This is a genomic window from Metapseudomonas otitidis, assembly GCF_011397855.1.
Taxonomy (GTDB): Bacteria; Pseudomonadota; Gammaproteobacteria; order Pseudomonadales; family Pseudomonadaceae; genus Metapseudomonas; species Metapseudomonas otitidis.
Genome location: NZ_AP022642.1, coordinates 589,618 through 609,396 on the forward strand (window position 1 = coordinate 589,618; position 19,779 = coordinate 609,396).

The following is a 19,779-nucleotide window of genomic DNA, read 5'->3' on the forward strand; positions in this document are numbered from 1 at the left end:
GCTGGAGAGGGCGAATGTCCGGGATCGTAGTGCAAGGCGTTTTCATAGGCAAAGCCGAAGATATCGGCGGTGGGCTCAGCAGCGCGGTCGACAAGCAGCCGGTGAACCACCGGCTGTGGCTGTGGCCCCAGGGGCTCGGCAGCGATGAGCAGGGCGACCAGCGTTTCCACGGCGGCCCCGAGCGCGCCCTGCACCATTACCCGGCCGAGCACTACCGCTACTGGCGCAAGCATTACCGCCACCTGGCCTGGAAGGCGCCGAGCTTCGGCGAGAACCTTTCCACCTACGGCCTCACCGAAGACCAGGTGTGCATCGGCGACATCTTCCGCTGGGGCGGCGCCCTGCTGCAGGTCAGCCAGCCGCGCTCGCCGTGCTATCGCCTGAGCCGTCGCTGGGGCATCCCGGCGCTGCCGGAGCAGGTGCAGGAGACCGGCCGTTGCGGCTGGTTCTACCGCGTGTTGCGTCCCGGCTTCGTCAGCCTCGACAGCACCCTGGAACTGGTCCAGCGCTCCTACCCGGGTCTGACCGTCGCCCACGCCATCCAGAGCTACTTCCACTACCCGCTGGAGCACGCCGGCCTGCAGCAGCTGCAGCAATGCTCGGCACTCTCCTCCCGCTGGCGCGACACCGCCGCCCGCCGCCTCGCCACCGGCGTGGTGGAGGACTGGAGTGCCCGCCTGCAAGGGCTGCCGCTGGAGGGGATGCGGGCATGAGCGACTACCGCATCGGCCTGCGCCGCGACCAGGTGCTGCTGGCGGAGCTGTCGGTCAACCAGGCCCGCTACGTCGAAGTGACCCGCGAACTGCGCGCCCGTTTCCCCCGGGAAGAAGGCTTCAGCCTGCACATCGAGCGCCGCCGCGAATTGCGCCGCATCCTCGAACAGGGCCCGGAAGGGTTGCGCCTGCTGGGCATCGAATACCGCCATGAAGAGGTACCCGACCATGCGTGACCCGCTCGCCGGCATGCGCCTGATGAAGACCGTGGAGCGTCCCGAGCAGGTCTTCGTTCGTGGCCAGGGCTCCTGGCTCTGGGATGCCGACGGCCGCGCCTACCTGGACTTCACCCAGGGCTGGGCGGTGAACAGCCTCGGCCACAGCCCCAGCGTCGTGGTGGACGCCCTGCGGCGCCAGGCCGAAGCGGTGATCAATCCCGGACCGGCGTATTACAACCGCAGCCTGCTCAAGCTGGCCTCGCGCCTGTGCCAGGCCACCGACAGCGACCAGGTCTACTTCCTCAACAGCGGCGCCGAAGCCAACGAAGGCGCCATCAAGCTGGCGCGCAAATGGGGCCAGGTGCACCGGGGCGGCGCCTACCGCATCGTCACCGCCTGCAACAGCTTCCACGGACGCACCCTGGCCACCATGTCAGCCTCCGGCAAGCCGGCCTTCGAGCACCTGTTCGAGCCCAAGCTGCCGGGCTTCACCAAGGTGCCCTACAACGACCTGGAGGCCCTCGAAGCCGCCGTCGACGACGAGACCGTGGCCGTCATGCTGGAGCCGGTCCAGGGCGAGGCCGGGGTCATCCCCGCCACCCTCGACTACCTGCAGGGCGCCGAGCGCCTGTGCCGTGCCAGGGGTGTACTGCTGATCCTCGACGAGGTGCAGACCGGCGTCGGCCGCTGCGGCACCCTGCTGGCCGAGGAGCTGTATGGCATCCGTGCCGACGTCATCACCCTCGGCAAGGGGCTGGGCGGCGGCGTACCCCTGGCCGCGCTGCTGGCCCGGGGCAATGCCTGCTGCTTCGAACCCGGCGAGCAGGGCGGCACTTACCACGGCAATGCCTTGATGACTGCTGCGGGGTTGGCGGTGCTGAAGACCGTGCTGGAACCCGGCTTTCTCGAACAGGTGCGCGAGGTGTCCCAGCACCTGCGCGAGGGGCTCGCCCGGGTGGCGCGCCGCCACGGCCACGGCCCCCTGCGTGGCCATGGGCTGATGGTGGGCATGCCGTTGATCCACCAGTCGGCCACGCGGGTGGCCCGCCAGGCGCTGGAGGACGGGTTGCTGATCAACGCGCCCCAGGCCGACTGCCTGCGCTTCACCCCGGCGTTGAACGTCAGCCTCGCCAACGTCGACGAAATGCTCAAACGCCTCAATCGCGCGCTTTCCCTGGCCCGCAGCAAAGAACCGGAGATCGCCTGACATGCGTGTCGCCATCCTTCAGCACGTCCCCTTCGAAGGCCCCGGGCGTATCGCCCAATGGCTGGAGCTGCGCGCCGCACAGGCGCGGATCTACCCCCTCCACGCCGATGGTCGCCTGCCCGCGCTGGAGGACTTCCACCTGCTGGTGGTGCTCGGTGGCCCGATGAGCGTGCACGACGAGGCGCTCTACCCCTGGCTCCGGGAAGAGAAGGCGCTGATCCGTGCGGCGCTGGAGGGCGAAAAGCGCGTGCTGGGCATCTGCCTGGGTGGCCAGTTGCTGGCCGAAGCGCTGGGCGCCGAGGTACGCCCCGGTGAGGTTGAGATCGGCTGGTGGCCCCTGGAGAAGAACCTCCTGGCCGACCGCTCTCCGCTCGGACGAATGCTGCCCCAGCGCCTGCTGGCGCTGCATTGGCACGGCGAGACCTTCGGGCTGCCGGATGGCGCGATCCCGCTCTACGGCTCTGCCGCCTGTGCCAACCAGGGGTTCGTCTGGCGCGAGCACGCCATCGCCCTGCAATGCCACCTGGAAAGCACCCCGGAGAGCATCGAAGCCTTGTTGCAGGCCTGTCCGGAGGACCTGGCGCGACCGGGCTCGGTGGAGGATGCCGCCGCGATCCGTGATGGCTACCCCCAATGCAGTGCCTTGGCGCCGACGCTGTTTCGCCTGCTGGACTACCTCACCGGTCCCCACGCCGTACTGACCTGATTCCCTTCTCGAGTCCTTTTTCTCAACCGCCCGGCGGCCCTGCCCTTTGCCCCGGGCGGTTTTTCTTGGTGCGGACCTGACGCGGTTCGCGCAGCTCGCCGCATCCTGCGGACGCAACCGTGGCGTAGGGGGGGATCGCGCGTCATCAACCCACCGCTTCCCTGGGCTGAAGCCCAGGCTACGAGGGCGTCACCACGGGGTTGAGGCACACGGGCCCAGCCGCGATTGGTGGATGGAAAAAAGCGCTATCCACCCTGCGCCGTGGCCATCGCGGCCGGAGGCGAGGGATGCGGCGGAGTCGCCGCAGGATGGGCTGAGCTGTGCGAAGCCCATCATTCCCGGCTCGCTTCAGACTAGGGGACCGTAGAGGGCGGCGCGGCGGTCGTTGAGGTAGGTCAGGGCCTGGCGGGAGCGCTCCAGCAGGTCCCGACGCAGGTCGGCGAAGGCCAGGGTTTCCTCGCGGCCGCACACGGCGGCCAGGTTGCCGTCCGGGGCGCTGACGCTGGAGAGGCCGCAATAGCGGATCTCGCCTTCGGCGCCACAGTAGTTGGCGTAGGCCAGGTAGCACTGGCTTTCGTAGGCGCGGGCGCGCACCAGCACCTCGCAGACGAAGTCGAAGGGCACCATGTTCGCCGTGGGCACCAGCACCGCGTCTGCGCCGGCCAGGGCCAGGCGGCGCACGTTTTCGGGGAATTCCACGTCGTAGCAGACCAGCAGCCCCAGCTTCCAGCCCTCCAGTTCCACCAGCGGGGACAGGTCTTCGCCTGCGCTGAACATGCCCCGGTCCAGCTCGCCGAACAGGTGGGTCTTGCGGTAGTGGCCGAGGCGTTCGCCCCGGGCATCGATCAGTTGCACCGCGTTGTACAGCGCGCCGGTGTCATCCCGCTCCGGGTAGCCGTAGAGCACGGCGATGCCGTGCTCCCGGGCGATGCCGGCGATGCGCGCGGCCCAGTCGCCGTCGGCCGGCTGGGCCAGGCGCTGCACAGCCTCCAGGCCGATGTCGTAGCCGCTGAGGAACATCTCCGGCGTGACCAACAGCCGTGCCCCATGCCGCGCCGCTTCGGCCGCCCGTTGGTGCAGGCGTTCAAGGTTGGCGTCCGGGTCCAGGGGCTGCGGCGGGCATTGGTAGAGGGCGATGCGCATGGGGCTCTCCTGTCAGTCCGGCAGGGCGATGGGGCCGAGTTCGGCGAAGCAGTCGCCCGGGCCGGGGTTGTCCGCCGGGGTGCTGCCGCCGAAGTGGCGCATGATGCCCCACACCGCGTTGAGCGAGGTCTGCACCGCGCCTTCGACCCAGGCCGGCGTCCAGGACACATCGTCGCCGGCGATGAAGATGCCGCGCTGTTCGGCGGGCATGTCGTCCTGCATGAAGTGGGCGTACATGCGCTGGTTGTAGCGGTAGTGGCCCGGCAGCGCGCCCTTGAAGGCGCCGAGGAAGTGCGGGTCGGCCTCCCAGGACACGGTGATCGGGTCGCCGATGATGTGGCTGGCGATGTCCACGTCCGGGTAGATCTTCTTCAGCGCGTCGAGGGCCAGCTTCACGCGCTTCTCCACCGGGTGCGGCAGCATTTTCAGGGCGTCGCTCATCCAGGAGTAGGAGAGGCAGATCACCCCCGGCTTGTCGTCGCCGTTATCGAACAGGTAGGTGCCACGGGTGAGGCGGTCGGTGAGGGTCATGCTCAGGGTGTCACGGCCGGTCTGCGGGTCCTTGTCCTTCCAGAACGGCCGATCGACCATCACGAAGGTTTTCGAGGACTGCATGTAGCGGGTGCGGTCCAGGGCCATCCACAGCTTCTGCGAGAACAGCGACTCCTCGCATTCGATCTGGGTGGTCAGCAGCCAGGTCTGGCAGGTGGCGAGCACGGCGGCGTAGTGGCGGGTGTCGCCCCAGGTGTCGGTGACCGCCAGGCGACCGTCGGCGGCGCGGACGATGCGCTTGACCCCCGGCCGCGCCGCGCCGTTGTGCAGTGACGCCAGGCTGGTGCCCGCCGGCCAGTGCTCGCAGCGTTCCGGCGCATGGCGCCAGATGCCCATGGGCACTTGCTGCACACCGCCGACGATCAGGTGCTGGTTGTCGTCGCAGGCGGTCATCACCACGCGGAAGATCTCCAGCATGGAGTTGGGGAAGTCCGAGTCCCAGCCGCCGGTGCCGAAGCCCACCTGGCCGAACACCTCGCGGTGGTGGAAGGAGAGCTGGGCGAAGGCCTTGGAGCTGGCGACGAAGTCATAGAAGGTGCGGTCGTCCCAGAGCGGAACCAGGGTGTTCCACAGCGCTTTCAGGCGCTTCACGTCGCGGTCGCGGATGGCCTGCTGGATCTCGCCGAACTGTGCGCCGTCCTCCAGGGCATCGGCCCAGGCGTCGGCCACTTCCTGGAACAGCGCCGGCAGGTCCGCCAGCTTCTCCGCGTAATAGGTCTTGCCCTCGATGTCGATCACCGTGCTGCCGGAGGCGGGGGTGAGCGGGTTGGGGAAGGGCTGGGTCTTGAGGCCGAGCATGTCCACGTAGTGGTAGAAGGCCGTGGACGAGGCCGGGAAGCGCATGCCGCCCAGCTCGGCGATGATCCCGTCGGTGCCCTCGAAGGCCTGCGAGCGCAGGCGCCCACCCATCTTCGAGGCCTCGTAGACCACCGGCTTCAAGCCCATCTTCATCAGCTCGTAGGCCGCCACCAATCCGGCGATGCCAGCACCGACGATGGCTACCTCGGCGCCGTGGTGCTCGGCCGGGATGCTGCCCAGGCCGGCGGGGTGGCGGATCCAGTCATCGAAGGCGAAGGGGAAGTCCGGGCCGAAGATGGTGATGGGGTTCTTGCCGTCGGCGGGGTGGCGGTTGTTGTTGTGCATGGCGACCTGCGAAGGATGTTGGAGGGGCTGTCTGTGCAGCGTTGGCGCCATTCTAGGGAGGCTGAATTTCGTCCATAAGACGATTTATGTCGTCATTAAGCTGGTTGTTCATTCAAAACGACGAGAGATTTTTGCTAAGTGACGAGGTGATCTAGGTGGATATCGGATTCCTAGGAAATTTCCATTAAGTCGTAGGTTTACGGCTTTCACGAAGAAGGGAGTCACCTCGGAACGTCCCGACAAGCTGATCAGCCATCATGCGGGCCTTCATATCCGGGACACAGGGAGATGCCTCATGCGCACATGGGTTTGCCGTTCGCTCGTTTTTTTCAGCATGGTGCTGGGGTTTCATGGGCAGGCAGCATGGGCGTTCCCTGCGACGTGCAAGGGGGCGTTCGCCATGACCACCTACACATTGCCCACAAGCTTGACGGTTCGCCGGGATATGAATGTTGGCGATGTGCTGTTCGACACCCAGGGTTGGGTCGGCGGAGGCCAGGCTGATATCACCTGTGGCGGCTTCCTGCAGCACGGTGACCTGTGGCTCGATCGGGGCTTTACTGGAACCCCCGCGCCTGTCCCCGGATTGCCTTATGTCTATGCCACTGGAGTGCCTGGGGTTGGGATTCGCGTAGCCTGGTCTCGAAACGCGTCTGCCCCGGCGCAGATGTCGGGTGGGCAGTACATGACCAGCCCGCGCATCAGTAACGAGAGGCTCGAATGGGGTCGCTACACGCCGGCCAACCTCTGGTGGATCCAACTGATCAAGACCGGCCCCATACGCAGTGGCACCTACTCCATCCCGATTGTCGAGGTCTACTATCACAACCAGATTTCCAATCGACTGGCCTTCACAGGGGCGAATCTGGTCGTGCAGACCCAGGGCTGTCGCCTCCTCAACCCCTCGCAGAACGTGCTGCTCGGCAAATCCTGGATGAAGGATTTCAAGGGCGTGGGCAGCACTGCTTGGCCGAAGGATTTCGATATCGATCTCCAGTGCGAGCCTGATATCGCAGTCTCCTACCGAATCGATGGGCTCAAGGTTGACGACTCCACACTGAAGAACAGCGAAGGCCGTGACATGGCTAAAGGAGTCGGTGTCCAGCTGCTTAGCCGACATGGCTTTGTGGGACCGTTGGCCATGGGCAGGGAAGTGCTCCTTGGGCGCACCGCCGCGTCAGGTACGTCCGTGGTGCGCATCCCACTGACGGCTCGCTACCGTCAGGTCGACAGTGCGGTCGGCCCAGGTCAAGTGGTGACTTCAGCCACCATCACCCTGTTCTACCGCTGACCCCTCAGGCCGGCCCCGGCAGGGGCTGGCCGCGGTCGATCTTGCAACTGAGGATGATGGAGGTGGTGGTGCGCTCCACCCCCTCCACGTTGCCGATCTCGTCCAGCAACTGGTCCAGCCGCTCTGGTGATTCGGCGCGCAGCCAGGCCACGTAGTCGAACTCCCCACTCACCGTGCACAGCAACTGCACCTCGGCCATGCCGGTCAGGCGGCGCAGCACGTCCTTGCCGCTGCGTGGCCGCACGGTGATGCCCACGTAGGCCTGCAGGCCGCCTTCCGCCACGCGCTGGCCCAGGCGCACGCCATAGCCGCTGATCACCCCGCTGCGCTCCAGCCGCGCCAGGCGCGAGTTCACCGTGGTGCGGGCGATGCCGAGGCGGCGGGCGAGGGTGGCGACGCTTTCGCGGGCGTTGATCTGCAGCGCGGCGATCAGCTGGCGGTCAGTTTCATCAAGGGCGTGCTGGGTGTATTCGGGCATCGTGGGTATCGGTTACCGGTTGGGCCAATGGCGCACAGGTTGATGTAAGTGGTGAAACGGGTCGGTGAGGTATTGATAGGGCCCTACGGCTGGAGGGGCCAGGGCCGATTTACCGCACTGTGACGGATACCTAGCATGCCTGCTCCGCTTGATGTACGGAGAGCACAGTTGATCACGCCGTCTCGACTTCTGATGTATCTCTTGGTGATCGCGCTGTTCCCCGTGATGGGGGGGGGGGTGAGCCCCCATGCGCTGGGCTGCAGCCTGAAGCGCGGCCAGAGTACCAACTTCACGTTCCCCAGCCCCCTCCATGTGCCCCGTGACCTGCCGATCGGTGGCGTCATCTACGACACCCATGGCTGGATCGGCTCCGGCGATGCCTATGTGGACTGCATGGGGCTCTTCCAGCACTACATCGGGACGGGCTTCGTTTCCGGCCCCGGCGAGGTCACGGTTCCTGGCAAGACGGATGTCTACGCCACCGGCCTGCCGGGTGTCGGCATCCGGGTTGCCTGGTCCAGCAACCTGGACACCCCCGGCCACATGGAAGGCGGGGAGATGATGCGCTCTGCACGGCGCCGAACGCCAATCCCGCGAAACCACTATTCACCCGCGCAACGCTGGTGGATCCAGCTGATCAAGACCGGCCCGATCAACTCGGGCGTCCTCAGCATGAATCCGGTGCGGATCTACTACGACGATGAGCTGACCAACCAGCTCAACTTTCTCTCGTCGCAGGTGGTGTTCCAGAAGCGTGGCTGTGTGGCGACCGGCGCAACGCAGACGGTCATGCTGCTGCAGTCCAATATCGGCCAGTTCAAGGGGATCGGCTCAACGGCGCGCCCCCGAATCTTCAGCATTGATCTGGACTGCGATGAAGGGGTCAATGTGTCCTACCGCATCGATGGGTTGCCTGCTACCGAGTCGGTACTCAAGAACAGCACAGGCTCTGGACAGGCAAACGGTATCGGCGTTCAGCTGCTGAAAGGAGATGGGGTGCAGCCGTTATTGCTGGGGGAAAAACATGTTCTGGGTACAGCTGACAGGCCGAACAGCAATATGAAAATCGAACTCCAGGCCCGCTACTACCAGTTCCAGGAGCAGATCAGGCCGGGATTCATCGTGACCAATGCAACGGTCACCCTGTACTACGAGTGACGGCCGGGTCTCCGATACGACGTACGCACCCGCTGCCGAGCCCTGGCTTGGCCAGGGCCTGTTTTCGGCAGCGCTCACGGCGCTGCTCGCCTCACTCGTAATACAGCGTCAGGTGCACCAGCGCCTCTACCGTGCCCGGCACCACCTCGGTGTCGAGCTGGTAATAGCGTGCCGTGAGCGGGATGTTGAGGAGCGCGCCCCGGTCTGGCCCCAGGGCGGTGTAGAAGACCTTCTCGCCGAACACCACCGGGGCGCCGTTGCTGTCCTTGAGCAGTTGCACCCCCACTCCCCGCGCCGTGCCCCGTGTATCGCTGCTGTGCACCACCGAAGGCGATGCCTTGAGCGGCGCGTCCAGGCTGTAGGAGAGGCGCAGGTCCGGGTCGCATTCCAGGGGAATCTGGAAATTCGTCGGCCGCGCGGTTGAGCCTGGCCCGGTGAAGTCCCGCAGCTGGGCCTTGGCCATGCGCACGTCTAGGGACGAGTTCTGCAACCGGCACCCGCGTTTCTGGTAGATCACCTGGCTCGCCGGGAACACCAGCTCGTTGGTCAGGAGGTTGTGGTAGTAGTTGCGGATCGGCGCGATCTGGTAGGTGCCCGAGGCGATGGGCCCGGTCTTGATCAACTGGATCCACCAGCGCTGGGCCGGCGCATAGGTGTCCCGCGAAATCTGTGTGGTGGAGCGCGGGATGGTCATGTAGATCCCGCCGTCCATGCCCGCCGGACGGGACTGGGGGTTGTTGTTCCAGGCCACCTTGATGCCGACCCCTGGCACGCCGGTCTCGTAGACATGCTCCAGGCCGGTGGCCTTGGTGTTGCCGGTGAAGCCCAGATCGAGCCAGAAGGTGCCGAAGCCCGAGCAGCGCGCCGACGCCTGACCGCCACCGACCCAGCCCCCCGAGTCATGCAGCACGGTACCGACCGGCGCGTCCCGCTGGATTGTGAGGGTGGCGGGGAGTGGGTAGCTGGTCTTCAACCCTGACCCTGAGCAGTTGGCTCCCAGGGCGAGGCCGGACATTGCCAGCAGCGCAAGCACACTGCCGGACGCAAGGCACAGGGATGTGTTCATGGAAGGCACCGTGAACGAGGAGGAGGGGATTCTTAGAGAGCGACCGGAATGAGTCCGCGCCATAGCCTTTGTCCCGGGGCTGGGCATCGGACGGCACTGGCTCCAAAAGCCGGTGATTGCTTGATGAGAGGGGATATCCGGCGAATCGTGGCAGGCCGGCCATTCGATTTCGTGGGTTGATTGACTACGAATGTAGTGACGATGGCCTACGGGGTTGCAAGGCTTGTGTGAAGGGCGGCCGACACGGTGATGTTGATGGCATCGGTAAAATTCCCACCCCCTTTTACTACCCTGTTGGTCATCCCCCATGAAGCACGCCGCATGCCGCACGCTGGCAGGTGCCCTGGCGCTCCTGCTGATGTCCAGCCTTGCCTGGGGCGCCAGTTGCACGGGCTCGGGGCACAAGACCCAGTTCCCGCTGCCTACCACGCTGTCCCTGCAGCGCGACGCCCCCATCGGTTCGGTGCTCTATGACACCCATGGCTGGATCGGCACGGGCGTGGCCTCTGCCTCCTGCTCCGGGCCGGGCACCATCTGGCAGGACCATGGCTACAGAGCGGCCATGACAGCCACCTCCCTGCCGGACGTCTATGAGTCGGGTGTTCCGGGTATCGGTATCCGAGTGGCCTGGGCGAACAACGCCAACCGTCCGCCGCCCACCATGAGCGGGGGCTCTTACATGAGGTACCCGCGCACTGAAACACAGATATCCGCCAACACCTACGCGCCGGCCCAGCGCTGGTGGATCCAGTTGATCAAGACTGGTCCCATTGCCTCGGGCACCTTTCAGATCGCGCCGATCCAGGTCTACTACCACAACCTGCTGACCAATGAACTCACCTTCCCAGCGAGCCAACTGGTGTTCAACAAGCAGGGTTGCCGAATGCTCAACCCTGCCATCACCGTGACGTTGCCTACTGCCAACCTGCATCACTTCGATGGTTACGGCAGTTCGGCACAGGAGCGCCCGTTCACTATCCCCTTGGATTGCGACCCCGACATCCATGTCTCCTACCGGGTGGACGGGCTCCAGATCACCGATTCGGTGCTGAAGAACAGTGAGGGTGCCGGCATGGCCAAGGGCGTAGGCGTGCAGCTGCTCAAAGGCGCGGGCGGGGGCACACCGCTGGTGCTGGGTGCCAAGGCCTATCACCTGTACACCGGGGAGATGGCCGGCCTCAGCGTGATTCCGCTGATCGCCCGCTATTACCAGGTCGACACCGCAGTCACCCCCGGCCAAGTGATCACCACCGCCACCCTCACGATGTTCTACGAATAGGGCACTCGATCGTCCTACGGCGCTTGCCTACAGACGCGGCGGTCACGCCGGACGCCCGGCCGACAGGGAGAGGCAGAACGAATCATTAGAATTCGCCCCCCATTTTTCCCCCGGCCACCTTCATGAACCCGCGTCCTTTCTCCCGGCTGGCCAGCGCCCTGGCGCTCCTGCTCGCGTCCGGCATGGCCTGGGGGGGCAGCTGCAGCGGGTCGGGACACAAGAACCAGCTGCCGCTGCCCACCACCCTGACCGTCCACCGCGACGCGCCGATCGGCACCGTGCTGTACGACACCAACCGCTGGATGGGCGGCGGCAGCGCCAGCGCCACCTGCACGGGGCCCGGCACCCTGTGGATGGACCACGGCTACAGCGCCACCATGCAGCGGACGGCCCTCGAACATGTGTATGAAAGCGGCGTGCCGGGCATCGGCGTCAAGGTGGCCTGGGCCAACAACGGCAGCCGTCCGCCCGCCACCATGAGCGGCGGCATCTTCATGGGCCACCCGCGCACCGAGACGCAGATATCCGCCACCACCTACGCACCCGCCCAGCTGTGGTGGTTCCAACTGATCAAGACCGGCCCCATCGAGTCGGGCACCTTCGCCATCAAGCCGATCCAGGTCTACTACCACAACCTGCTGACCAACGAACTGACCTTCCCGCCGACCCGCCTGGTGTTCAACAAGAAGGGCTGCCGGCTGCTCGAACCCACCCTCACCGTGCACCTGCCCACCGCCAACCTCCACCACTTCGAGGGGGTGGGCAGTTCCGCCCGGGAGCGGCCGTTCGACATCCACCTGGATTGCGATCCGGACATCCGCATCCACTACCGCGTGGACGGGCTGAAGGTCGCGGACTCGGTGCTACAGAACAGCACCGGCGCCGGCATGGCCAGGGGCGTGGGCGTGCAACTGCTCAAGGGCGCTGGCAACGGCGAGCCGTTGGTGCTCGGGAGCAAGGCCTTCCATCAGGCCAGCGGCACCCAGGGTGGCCCCAGCGCCATCCCGCTCATCGCCCGTTACCACCAGCACGAGCCGGACATCGCCCCCGGCGCGGTGATCACCACCGCCACCCTCACGCTGTTCTACGAGTAGTCCGAGACGCCCCCATGGCCCGTAACGACGCCGGCAGGATCGGCAACTGAAGGACCTCAGGGTGTAGAGGCGAGGATGGCGCGAGCCAGGGCCAGGTCGTCGGTGCCGGTGGGCAGCGGCTGTTGGCGCAGCTCCCGCAGGGCCCGTTCCAGCTCGGGGCCCCGGATGTCGCCGTCGCTGGCGACGAAGGCGGCGGCATCGTCCCGCGCCCGTGCCTTGTGTCCCGAGTTCATGAGGGCCCGGTCGAGTAGCTCGGAAGGCAGAGGGTGCCTAAAGCGACAAGGGTGATGCTCATTGCCACCCCATCCAGCTTCTCCCCGGCATGGCTCGGCAATGAACCGGCAAGCAGTGCAACAGCAAGCGCTTTGCGCATCGGGTTTGCTCTCAATCGCCCGGCAGCGCCTGCACCGCCTTGCAACTGGCCTCGTAGTGCTGGGCGCAGGCCGCCTGGTACAGGCGGCGGGCCTGGTCCGGGTCGCGCGGCACGCCTTCGCCCCGCAGGTACAGGCTGCCGAGCACGTGCTGGGCCATGGGGTTGCCGGCGGCGGCGGACTGGTTCAGGTAGCGCAGCATCTCCGGCTGGTTGGCCAGGGCCGGGTCGTTGCGGCCGGTGTAGAGGAAGGCCAGGCTCACGGCCGCCACGGCGTTGCCCTGGTCGGCGGCGCGGGCCCACCAGTACTGGGCCTGGCGGTAGTCCTTGGCCACGAAGAAGTGGCTGCCCAGCTTGAACTGGCTCTCCGGGTCGCCGCGCTGGGCCTGCACTTGCAGCACCTCCAGCTCGCTGGGCGGCGTTTCGCGGATGACGTTGGCCGGTGCCTGCGCCTCGGCAGGGCGCTCCGGTGTCTTGGCGGTGTGGGTGCAGCCGGCCAGCAGGGCGACGGCCAGCAGCGGGGCGGACAGGCGGGACAGTGACGGACGCATGGAGGCTCCTCGGCCAGGGCAGTGATGGGCGGCGGCGCCGGGCGTACAGGGTGATCGGCTTCCGCTCGCGCTTCAAGGTGTTGCAGCCAGTGGGACCGGCCCCGCGTGAAAGGGTTCTCGCCGGTTCGTCCCGGGGTTGGCTTTGTGAAATTTATTGGATAGATTTTCATGAAATTAAATCTACAAAATTTCACGAGGCCCCCATGTTCAAGCAATCCGCCCAGCATGTCGGTACCTGGTACGCCGCCGCGTTCCCTGGCCCCATCCCGCTGCGCCCACGTCTGCAGGCGAGCCAGGACTGCGACGTGGTGGTGGTCGGCGGCGGCTTCAGCGGCCTGCACACCGCCCTGCGCCTGGCCCTGGCCGGCAAGCGCGTGGTGGTGCTGGAGGCCAGCCGGCTGGCCTGGGCAGCCTCCGGGCGCAACGGCGGGCAGGCCTTGCTGGGCTGGTCCTGCGACATGCCCCCGCTGGAGAAGGCGCTCGGCGTCGACGGCGCCCGCCAGCTGTGGGACAGCATGCGCTGGGCCGCCGAGGAGATCCGCGAGCTGCCCGCCCGCCACGGCTTCGAGGTGGACTACCGCAGCGGCAGCCTGTGGGCCGCCGTGCTGCCGCGCCGGGTCGGCCAGCTGCACGAGGCCCAGCGCGAGGCCGAGGCGAAGTGGGGCTACGACGCCTTGCGCGTCATCGAGCGCGACGAACTGCCCGAATGGATCGGCAGCCCGCGCTACCAGGCCGCCCTCTACGACCCCGAGGCCGGCCACCTCGACCCGCTGAAGCTCGCCCACGGCCTGGCCAACGCCCTGGAAGCGGCCGGCGGGCGCATCTTCGAACAGACCCAGGCCCTGGAATACCGCACCCGCGGCGAGGGCTACAGCGTGCGCACCGCCGAAGGCGAAGTGCGCGCCGACGTGCTGGTGCTGGCCTGCAACGCCTACATCGACCGCCTCGACCCGGCCCTGGCCCGGCGCGTGCTGCCGGTGGGCTCCTACCAGGTCGCCACCGAACCGCTGGACCCGGCGCTGGCGCGCTCCCTGCTGCCGCGCAACAGCTGCGTGATCGACAACCAGTTCGTCCCCGACTATTTCCGCCTCACCCCCGACAACCGCCTGCTCTTCGGCGGTGGCTGCACCTACCTGGGCGGCCTGCCCAGGGACGTAGCGGCCGCCACCCGGCCGCACCTCGAGCGGGTCTTCCCGCAGCTGCGCGGCGTGGGCATCGAGTACGGCTGGGGTGGGCACCTGGACTGCAGCATGAAGCGCACCCCGGACATCGGCCGCAGCGGCCAGCGCTACTGGCTGCAGGGCTTCTCCGGGCACGGCGTGCTGCCGACCCTGGCCGGTGCCCGCGCCGTGGCCGACGCCATTCTCGGTGACGACCGCCTGCTGGGGCTCTACCAGAGCCTGAACAACCCCGGCTTCCCCGGTGGCGCGCTGCTGGCGCCGCCGCTGGAGGCCATCGGCAAGGCGTACTACCGCCTGCGCGACGTGATCTGAAGGGCCGCCCGCCGGCACCCGGCGGGCACCACGGAGATTCCAGATGGACAAGCAAGACGAAATCGAAGGCCTCGCGATCCTCATCCGTGACCTGCGCAAGCACAAGAACGTGACCTTGGGCGACCTGGCCACCCGCATCGACCGCTCGGTGGGCTTCCTCTCCCAGGTCGAGCGCGGTCTCTCGCGTCCCACGGTGGCCGACCTCACCGCCATCAGCGAAGCGCTGGGGGTGCCGACCACCTACTTCTACAGCCTCAGCAAGCCCCGCGAGATCCCCTGGGTCACCCGCCCCGACGAGCGCCGCACCCTCTACTACGCCGGTGGTATCACCGACGTGCTGGCCTCGCCGACCATGTCCGGCGGCTTCTCCATGCTCGAAAGCCACCTGGAGCCCGGCGCCACCAGCGGCGAAGGGCACCTGGACGACAGCTCCGAGCAGGGCGGCTTCGTCCTCGAAGGCGAGCTGACGCTCTGGTACGGCGACGACGCCGAGCCGGTGACCCTCTACGCCAACGACAGCTTCCAGCTGCCGCCCCATGCGCAGTTCCGCTACGCCAACCTCTCCGAACGGCCGACGCGGGTGCTCTGGGTCTTCACCTGACACCCGGCTGCTTCTCCCCCGAACACCCCTTTCCCTTGCAGGACCGCAGTGATGACAACAACAAGACACCCCGATCTGCTCAGCGAAGTCCGCGCCTTCCGCGAACGTCACCCGGACATCCGCTACGTCGACCTCATCTGCCTGGACATCCCCGGGCACTTCTACGGCAAGCGCTACCCCATCGACATGCTGGAGAAGGTGGCCGCCGGCGGCCCGCTGAAGGTCCCGCAGAACTGCGTGCTGCTCGGCACCCAGGGTGGGCTGTACCCCATCGGTGACTACTGCTTCGCCGATGGCGACCCGGACGCCCCGCGCCGCCTGGTGCCGGGTACCCTGGTGCCGGTGCGCTGGGAGAAGGAGCCCCTGGGGCAGATGCTGATCACTTCCGACGGCACCGAAGCACCCATCGAATTCGAGCCCCGTGAAGTGCTCGCCCGCGTGCTGCAGCGCCTGGAGCGGCGCGGCATCCGCCCGGTGGTGGCCTTCGAGCTGGAGTTCTACCTGTTCGACCGCAAGCTCGACGCCGGCCTGCCGCGCTTCCCCCGCGACCCGCTGTGTGAAGACGAGGACGACCAGCCGAACATGCACATCGAGCGCCTCTCGCGCTTCTCCAGCGTGCTGCACGAAATGGTCGACGCCGCCAATGAACAGGGCGTGGCCGCCAACGTCATCACCGCCGAACTCGGCCCCGGCCAGTTCGAGATCAACTTCGGCCACTGCGACGACGGCCTCAAGGCCGCCGACTGGGCTGCCCTGTTCTGCCGCAGCACCCGTGGCGTTGCCCTCAAGCACGGCCTGCGCGCCAGCTTCATGAGCAAGCCCTACCTGCAGGCACCGGGCAGCGGCATGCACGTGCACGTCAGCCTCTACGACCGCGACGGCCACAACCTGCTGGACGCCCAGGGCCAGCGTCCGCTGCGCCACGCCGTGGCCGGCTGCCTGGACCTGCTGCCCCACTGCATGCCGATCTTCGCCGCCAACCACAACGCCTTCCGTCGCTACGGCGCCATGGTCAACGCCGCCAGCCGCGCCAGCTGGGGCTTCGAAGACCGCGACGCGTGCATCCGCATCCCCGAGTCCGATGGCCGCAACCTGCGCATCGAACACCGCCTGGCCGGCGCCGACGCCAACCCCTACCTGGTGCTGGCGGCCATCCTCACCGGCATGGAGCACGGCCTCGACGCCGCCCGCGACCCCATCGCCCCGCTCAACGAAGACCGCGCCAGCGGCATCGACTTCCCCAAGGACATGCTCACCGCCGTCGCCGCCATGCGCGACCACCCCGTGGTCAACCAGGGCCTGGGCAGCGAATTCGTCATGGTCTATTGCGAGAACAAGCGCCAGGAGTACCTCGACTTCATCAACGAAGTCAGCGCCCGAGAATACCGCTGGTACCTGTAGCGAGACGCGCCGGGTGCGGGTGGGTGGCGCGCTTTCCATCCACCCGCGGTGCTCCCGGGGCACCGAGTCGGGCAGCGCTGCGCACTGCTTGGGCGAATGAATTCGCCCCTACACACCGGCACGTCGTTGATCGGGGCGTAGGGTGGATAGCGCTCTTTCCATCCACCAATGGCGCCCGCTATGGGCAGAGAACCCGGTGGTCACGCGGTGTCATTCACCGCCCCCTTTCTGATTGACGAAACCCGGCGGACGTTCGTCGCTGGACTGTTAGCCTCCCGTGCAGGATTTCAGGGAGGTACCGCCATGCCACAAAAACCTGCTGGGCCATCGGTGCGCGAGCGTCTGCTCCAGGCGGCCCGGGCCTGCTTCCTCGGGGATGACTACCACCAGGTCACCACGCGCCAGATCGCCGAGATGGCGGGCGCCAACCAGTCGATGATCCGCTACTACTTCGGCAGCAAGGAGGGGCTCTACGAAGAGATGTTGCGGGAGGCGTTCAATCCCCTGCTGGAGGTGCTCGACGGCCCCCTGCTGGCCAGCGTCGACGGGTTTGCCGGCTTCCTCCGGCTCTACTACGACGCCATGGCGTCCCAACCGGAGCTGCCTCGCCTGGTGCTCAAGGTGCTCGCCCTCAACCGAGGGCCGGGGCGTCGCTTTCTCCAGCAACTGCTGGAGCGAGGCCGAAGCGGCGGTGCGCGCAGGGTCGCCGATCTCAAGCAGGCCGGTCGAATCGACCCGGAGATCGACCCCGACATGCTGCGCATGGCTTTCGTCAGCCTGGCCATGACCCCAATGCTGCTGCGGGACGTATTCGAGGAACAGATGGACAGACCGATGGATGCCGACTTCCTCGCCGGCCTGGCGTGCCTCAATGGCCGGCTGTTCAGTGCCGGGCTCAGTCCCCAGGTGAGCGGGGAGGAGAGGGCATGAGCCTCCAGCGCAATTCCATGGCCGTACGTGGCTTCCGGTTGTCGATGCGCGCCGTCGCCGGGTTGCAACGGCTCGTCGCGCAATTGCTGCCTGCGCCTTTCCGCCTGATCCAGATGGGCTCGGCGTTCTGGCTATCGCGAGCGTTGGATGTCGCCACTCGTCTGGATATCGCCAGCCAGCTTGGCGATGACACCCTGGCCGTCGGAGAGCTTGCCGAACGTCTGCAGGTGTCCCCGGATGCCCTGGCCCGCCTGCTTCGTCTGCTGGTTGCAAGCGGCGTGTTCGCCGAGCCGCAACGCGGCTGCTTCTGCAATTCATCGACCTCCGCCTGGCTGCGCCAGGATCACCCCCGCAGCGTGCGGGCCATGGTGTTGCTGCATAACAGCCGAGCCATGAGTGCCCCCTGGTACTGGCAGCTGGAAGAAGGCATTCGCCAGGGCGTCCCACCCTTCGTGCTCTGCCATGGGCAGGAGCTGTTCGAGCGCCTGAATACGGATGCACCATTCGACGCCCTGTTCTCGGCCGCCATGGACAGCGTCGAAGCCCTGGCCGGCGACAGCTTCACCACGGACATGGATTGGCAGCGGGTGGACCGCATCATCGATGTCGGCGGCTCGCGTGGGCGCAAGTCCCTGGCCCTGTTGAGGCGCCACGGCCACCTGCGTGCCTGCGTGGTCGACAGGCTAGGGGTGGTTGCCGAGGCCCTCCGTTATTGGTGCGAACACCCTGAGCCGGCGCTGGATCGCCTGCAGTTCGTGGCCGGTGACCTGTTCGAGATGCTGCCCGAGGCGCAAGACGAGGGTGATCTCTACCTGCTGTCCGCCGTACTTCATGGCTTTGGCGAGGCTGACTGCCTGAAAGGGCTCGCGACCCTGAGGCGGGCTATCGGCCAGAGCGGAGCACGGGTGGTGCTCATGGAAATGGTGCTGGCGGACGACCACCCCGACGTCCCCGGAGCGTTGTGCGACATGCAGATGTTCATGGCAGGGCAAGGGCGTGAGCGCACCCTGGACGAGTGGCGAACGCTCTGCCTGCGTGGTGGTTTTCAAATCGAGGAGGTGGTCGAGACCCGATCCCTGGCGAAGCTGCTGGTGCTGCGTTTGGCCCAGCAAGGCTAGGCCAGCCCGACGCCGCGCAAGCGTTCTCGGCCCCAGTGCCCACAAGGCCCCATAGGATGCGGTGAGCTGTACCAACCGCCCCCTATGGCCAGGTCTTGAGCGCGAATGAATTGGCTCCCCACGGTCGGCATTTCACCGGGCGCTGCGTAAGGTGGGTGGCGCTTTTTCCATCAACCAGCAGCGCTCCCGGGGGCACCGAGTCGGGCAGTGCTGCGCACTGCTTGGGCGAATGAATTCGCCCCTACACACCGGCACATCGCCGGCCGGGGCGTAGGGTGGATGGCGCTCTTTCCATCCACCAATGGCGCCCGCCATGGCCACGAATGGTGGACCGATGAAGCGCGGTCCATCCTACGCCCGATCCACCCCGCCGAAGGCGGCCAGGAGGTCTTCGACGAACGCCTGCTGCGCTTCGCTGGGTTCGCGGCCGCGGTGGTGGGTGAGGCGGAATTCCACGTCGAAGCCCAGTCGTTCCGGCAGCAGGGCGCGGAGTAGCCCGCGTGCCTCCCAGGGCGCGGCGATGTGGCGGGGGAGGTAGCCGATGTGGGCGCCGGAGAGGATCAGCGCCAGGGTGCCTTCCACCTGCTCGGTCACCGCGCTGCTGGCGGCGGACTGGAAGGGCTCGGCCTCGCCGATGAAGCGGTAGGGGTGCAGCACCCGGTCGCATTGGCGCAGGTCGCTCTCGGTCACGCGCGTGCGGTCGAACAGCGGGTGCCCGGCGCCGCAGAACAGCAGCTGCTCCTCGACGAACAACGGCTGGTGTTCCAGCGCCTGCTGGTTGCCGGAGAAGTAACCGATGGCCAGGTGCAGCTGGTCCTGCAGCAGGCGCCGCTCCAGTTCGGCGGGCATGGCGCTGAGCAGCTCGATGCGCACCGCCTGGCGGCGCGAGCGGAAGCGCCGGATGGCATCGGCCAGGCGCTGCATCACGGCATCGTCGAGGGACTCGGAGAGGCCGATGCGCAGCTCGCCCAGGAGCATGTCGGCCATGCCCCGCGCCTCGCCCTTGAAGGTCTCGATGGCGCCGAACAGCCGCCGCGTGGCCGCCAGCACCTGCTCGCCCTTGGGGGTCAGGCGGAAGCCGGCCTTGCCGCGCTCGCACAGGCGGAAGCCCAGGCGCGTCTCCAGCTTGGCCATCTGCGTGCTGATGGTGGACTGACCCACCCCCAGCGCGCCCTGGGCGGCGCTGAAGCCGCCGCTTTCGACCACGGTGACGAACAGCCTGAGCAGTTGCAGGTCCAGGTCCTGGAGTTGGGCGAGCATGGGGATC

General features: G+C 67.0%; 20 protein-coding genes. 13 read left to right on the forward strand and 7 right to left on the reverse strand.

Features of this window, described 5'->3' with window-relative positions:
- Positions 1-14 precede the first annotated feature (14 nt).
- The 4 genes from PotMrB4_RS02795 to PotMrB4_RS02810 are packed head-to-tail and all read left to right on the forward strand — an operon-like array spanning position 15 to position 2,844.
- Positions 15-713 (forward strand): MOSC domain-containing protein, encoded by a 699-nt coding sequence (locus PotMrB4_RS02795; protein ID WP_044411995.1) that lies wholly within the window; start codon positions 15-17, stop codon positions 711-713.
- Positions 710-949 carry a hypothetical protein gene (locus PotMrB4_RS02800; RefSeq protein ID WP_044411998.1) on the forward strand — a complete coding sequence of 80 codons (240 nt, stop codon included), beginning with the start codon at positions 710-712 and terminating at the stop codon, positions 947-949. Before PotMrB4_RS02795 ends, PotMrB4_RS02800 begins: the two co-directional genes overlap by 4 nt.
- The gene (locus PotMrB4_RS02805; protein WP_074967384.1) at positions 942-2,138 is read left to right on the forward strand and encodes an acetylornithine transaminase; all 1,197 of its coding nucleotides are present in this window, start codon (positions 942-944) and stop codon (positions 2,136-2,138) included. The genes PotMrB4_RS02800 and PotMrB4_RS02805 overlap by 8 nt, the downstream gene beginning before the upstream one ends.
- 1 nt (position 2,139) lies before the next feature.
- The gene (locus PotMrB4_RS02810; protein ID WP_172432452.1) at positions 2,140-2,844 is read left to right on the forward strand and encodes a type 1 glutamine amidotransferase; all 705 of its coding nucleotides are present in this window, start codon (positions 2,140-2,142) and stop codon (positions 2,842-2,844) included.
- Between the two features lie 348 nt (positions 2,845-3,192).
- Here the strand turns inward: PotMrB4_RS02810 and PotMrB4_RS02815 are convergent, their stop codons facing one another.
- The gene (locus PotMrB4_RS02815) at positions 3,193-3,987 is read right to left on the reverse strand and encodes a carbon-nitrogen hydrolase family protein (RefSeq protein ID WP_172432453.1); all 795 of its coding nucleotides are present in this window, start codon (positions 3,985-3,987) and stop codon (positions 3,193-3,195) included.
- Positions 3,988-3,999: 12 nt separating this feature from the next.
- A complete protein-coding gene (locus PotMrB4_RS02820) occupies positions 4,000-5,682 on the reverse strand; it encodes a flavin monoamine oxidase family protein (RefSeq protein ID WP_172432454.1) in 1,683 nt (560 codons plus the stop codon).
- Positions 5,683-5,977: 295 nt separating this feature from the next.
- Here PotMrB4_RS02820 and PotMrB4_RS02825 point away from each other — a divergent pair, with 295 nt between their 5' ends.
- Positions 5,978-6,973 (forward strand): fimbrial protein, encoded by a 996-nt coding sequence (locus PotMrB4_RS02825; RefSeq protein WP_172432455.1) that lies wholly within the window; start codon positions 5,978-5,980, stop codon positions 6,971-6,973.
- A 4-nt stretch (positions 6,974-6,977) separates the two neighbouring features.
- Here the strand turns inward: PotMrB4_RS02825 and PotMrB4_RS02830 are convergent, their stop codons facing one another.
- Positions 6,978-7,451, reverse strand: coding sequence for an Lrp/AsnC family transcriptional regulator (locus PotMrB4_RS02830; RefSeq protein ID WP_044412011.1), 474 nt, complete (start codon positions 7,449-7,451; stop codon positions 6,978-6,980).
- Between the two features lie 168 nt (positions 7,452-7,619).
- On the opposite strand from PotMrB4_RS02830, the gene PotMrB4_RS02835 reads away from it, so the two are divergent.
- A complete protein-coding gene (locus PotMrB4_RS02835; RefSeq protein ID WP_172432456.1) occupies positions 7,620-8,609 on the forward strand; it encodes a fimbrial protein in 990 nt (329 codons plus the stop codon).
- 91 nt (positions 8,610-8,700) lie between these two features.
- On the opposite strand, the gene PotMrB4_RS02840 is transcribed toward PotMrB4_RS02835, so the two are convergent.
- Complete coding sequence (locus PotMrB4_RS02840; RefSeq protein ID WP_172432457.1) at positions 8,701-9,675, reverse strand: fimbrial protein; 975 nt, start codon at positions 9,673-9,675, stop codon at positions 8,701-8,703.
- A 307-nt stretch (positions 9,676-9,982) separates the two neighbouring features.
- Here PotMrB4_RS02840 and PotMrB4_RS02845 point away from each other — a divergent pair, with 307 nt between their 5' ends.
- The gene (locus PotMrB4_RS02845; RefSeq protein ID WP_172432458.1) at positions 9,983-10,954 is read left to right on the forward strand and encodes a fimbrial protein; all 972 of its coding nucleotides are present in this window, start codon (positions 9,983-9,985) and stop codon (positions 10,952-10,954) included.
- A 122-nt stretch (positions 10,955-11,076) separates the two neighbouring features.
- Entirely contained in the window at positions 11,077-12,048 is a 972-nt protein-coding gene (locus PotMrB4_RS02850) for a fimbrial protein (protein WP_172432459.1), read from the forward strand.
- 56 nt (positions 12,049-12,104) lie between these two features.
- On the opposite strand, the gene PotMrB4_RS02855 is transcribed toward PotMrB4_RS02850, so the two are convergent.
- Entirely contained in the window at positions 12,105-12,281 is a 177-nt protein-coding gene (locus PotMrB4_RS02855) for a DUF2388 domain-containing protein (protein ID WP_172432460.1), read from the reverse strand.
- A 151-nt stretch (positions 12,282-12,432) separates the two neighbouring features.
- On the reverse strand, positions 12,433-12,969 hold the full coding sequence (locus PotMrB4_RS02860) for a tetratricopeptide repeat protein (RefSeq protein WP_172432461.1): 537 nt from the start codon (positions 12,967-12,969) through the stop codon (positions 12,433-12,435).
- A gap of 203 nt (positions 12,970-13,172) precedes the next feature.
- Between PotMrB4_RS02860 and PotMrB4_RS02865 the strand changes: the two genes are divergently transcribed.
- From PotMrB4_RS02865 to PotMrB4_RS02885, 5 genes are all read left to right on the forward strand, one after another.
- Positions 13,173-14,462 carry an NAD(P)/FAD-dependent oxidoreductase gene (locus PotMrB4_RS02865; protein WP_172432462.1) on the forward strand — a complete coding sequence of 430 codons (1,290 nt, stop codon included), beginning with the start codon at positions 13,173-13,175 and terminating at the stop codon, positions 14,460-14,462.
- A gap of 43 nt (positions 14,463-14,505) precedes the next feature.
- Positions 14,506-15,063 (forward strand): helix-turn-helix domain-containing protein, encoded by a 558-nt coding sequence (locus PotMrB4_RS02870; RefSeq protein WP_044412049.1) that lies wholly within the window; start codon positions 14,506-14,508, stop codon positions 15,061-15,063.
- Between the two features lie 51 nt (positions 15,064-15,114).
- Positions 15,115-16,464, forward strand: a complete 1,350-nt coding sequence (locus tag PotMrB4_RS02875) for a glutamine synthetase family protein (RefSeq protein ID WP_172432463.1) — start codon at positions 15,115-15,117, stop codon at positions 16,462-16,464.
- Positions 16,465-16,767: 303 nt separating this feature from the next.
- The gene (locus tag PotMrB4_RS02880) at positions 16,768-17,394 is read left to right on the forward strand and encodes a TetR/AcrR family transcriptional regulator (protein WP_172432464.1); all 627 of its coding nucleotides are present in this window, start codon (positions 16,768-16,770) and stop codon (positions 17,392-17,394) included.
- A complete protein-coding gene (locus PotMrB4_RS02885; RefSeq protein WP_172432465.1) occupies positions 17,391-18,512 on the forward strand; it encodes a methyltransferase in 1,122 nt (373 codons plus the stop codon). The genes PotMrB4_RS02880 and PotMrB4_RS02885 overlap by 4 nt, the downstream gene beginning before the upstream one ends.
- A gap of 351 nt (positions 18,513-18,863) precedes the next feature.
- Here the strand turns inward: PotMrB4_RS02885 and PotMrB4_RS02890 are convergent, their stop codons facing one another.
- The gene (locus tag PotMrB4_RS02890) at positions 18,864-19,772 is read right to left on the reverse strand and encodes a LysR family transcriptional regulator (protein ID WP_172432466.1); all 909 of its coding nucleotides are present in this window, start codon (positions 19,770-19,772) and stop codon (positions 18,864-18,866) included.
- Positions 19,773-19,779 lie beyond the last annotated feature (7 nt).

Coding starts and splice junctions, on each gene's coding strand:
- PotMrB4_RS02865 (WP_172432462.1), top strand. CDS start 13,173: ATGTTCAAGCAATCCGCCCAGCATGTCGGTACCTGGTACGCCGCCGCG.
- PotMrB4_RS02805 (WP_074967384.1), top strand. CDS start 942: ATGCGTGACCCGCTCGCCGGCATGCGCCTGATGAAGACCGTGGAGCGT.
- PotMrB4_RS02840 (WP_172432457.1), bottom strand. CDS start 9,675: ATGAACACATCCCTGTGCCTTGCGTCCGGCAGTGTGCTTGCGCTGCTG.
- PotMrB4_RS02810 (WP_172432452.1), top strand. CDS start 2,140: ATGCGTGTCGCCATCCTTCAGCACGTCCCCTTCGAAGGCCCCGGGCGT.
- PotMrB4_RS02815 (WP_172432453.1), bottom strand. CDS start 3,987: ATGCGCATCGCCCTCTACCAATGCCCGCCGCAGCCCCTGGACCCGGAC.
- PotMrB4_RS02875 (WP_172432463.1), top strand. CDS start 15,115: ATGACAACAACAAGACACCCCGATCTGCTCAGCGAAGTCCGCGCCTTC.
- PotMrB4_RS02800 (WP_044411998.1), top strand. CDS start 710: ATGAGCGACTACCGCATCGGCCTGCGCCGCGACCAGGTGCTGCTGGCG.
- PotMrB4_RS02860 (WP_172432461.1), bottom strand. CDS start 12,969: ATGCGTCCGTCACTGTCCCGCCTGTCCGCCCCGCTGCTGGCCGTCGCC.
- PotMrB4_RS02855 (WP_172432460.1), bottom strand. CDS start 12,281: ATGAACTCGGGACACAAGGCACGGGCGCGGGACGATGCCGCCGCCTTC.
- PotMrB4_RS02830 (WP_044412011.1), bottom strand. CDS start 7,451: ATGCCCGAATACACCCAGCACGCCCTTGATGAAACTGACCGCCAGCTG.
- PotMrB4_RS02845 (WP_172432458.1), top strand. CDS start 9,983: ATGAAGCACGCCGCATGCCGCACGCTGGCAGGTGCCCTGGCGCTCCTG.
- PotMrB4_RS02850 (WP_172432459.1), top strand. CDS start 11,077: ATGAACCCGCGTCCTTTCTCCCGGCTGGCCAGCGCCCTGGCGCTCCTG.
- PotMrB4_RS02820 (WP_172432454.1), bottom strand. CDS start 5,682: ATGCACAACAACAACCGCCACCCCGCCGACGGCAAGAACCCCATCACC.
- PotMrB4_RS02885 (WP_172432465.1), top strand. CDS start 17,391: ATGAGCCTCCAGCGCAATTCCATGGCCGTACGTGGCTTCCGGTTGTCG.
- PotMrB4_RS02870 (WP_044412049.1), top strand. CDS start 14,506: ATGGACAAGCAAGACGAAATCGAAGGCCTCGCGATCCTCATCCGTGAC.
- PotMrB4_RS02825 (WP_172432455.1), top strand. CDS start 5,978: ATGCGCACATGGGTTTGCCGTTCGCTCGTTTTTTTCAGCATGGTGCTG.
- PotMrB4_RS02880 (WP_172432464.1), top strand. CDS start 16,768: ATGCCACAAAAACCTGCTGGGCCATCGGTGCGCGAGCGTCTGCTCCAG.
- PotMrB4_RS02795 (WP_044411995.1), top strand. CDS start 15: ATGTCCGGGATCGTAGTGCAAGGCGTTTTCATAGGCAAAGCCGAAGAT.
- PotMrB4_RS02890 (WP_172432466.1), bottom strand. CDS start 19,772: ATGCTCGCCCAACTCCAGGACCTGGACCTGCAACTGCTCAGGCTGTTC.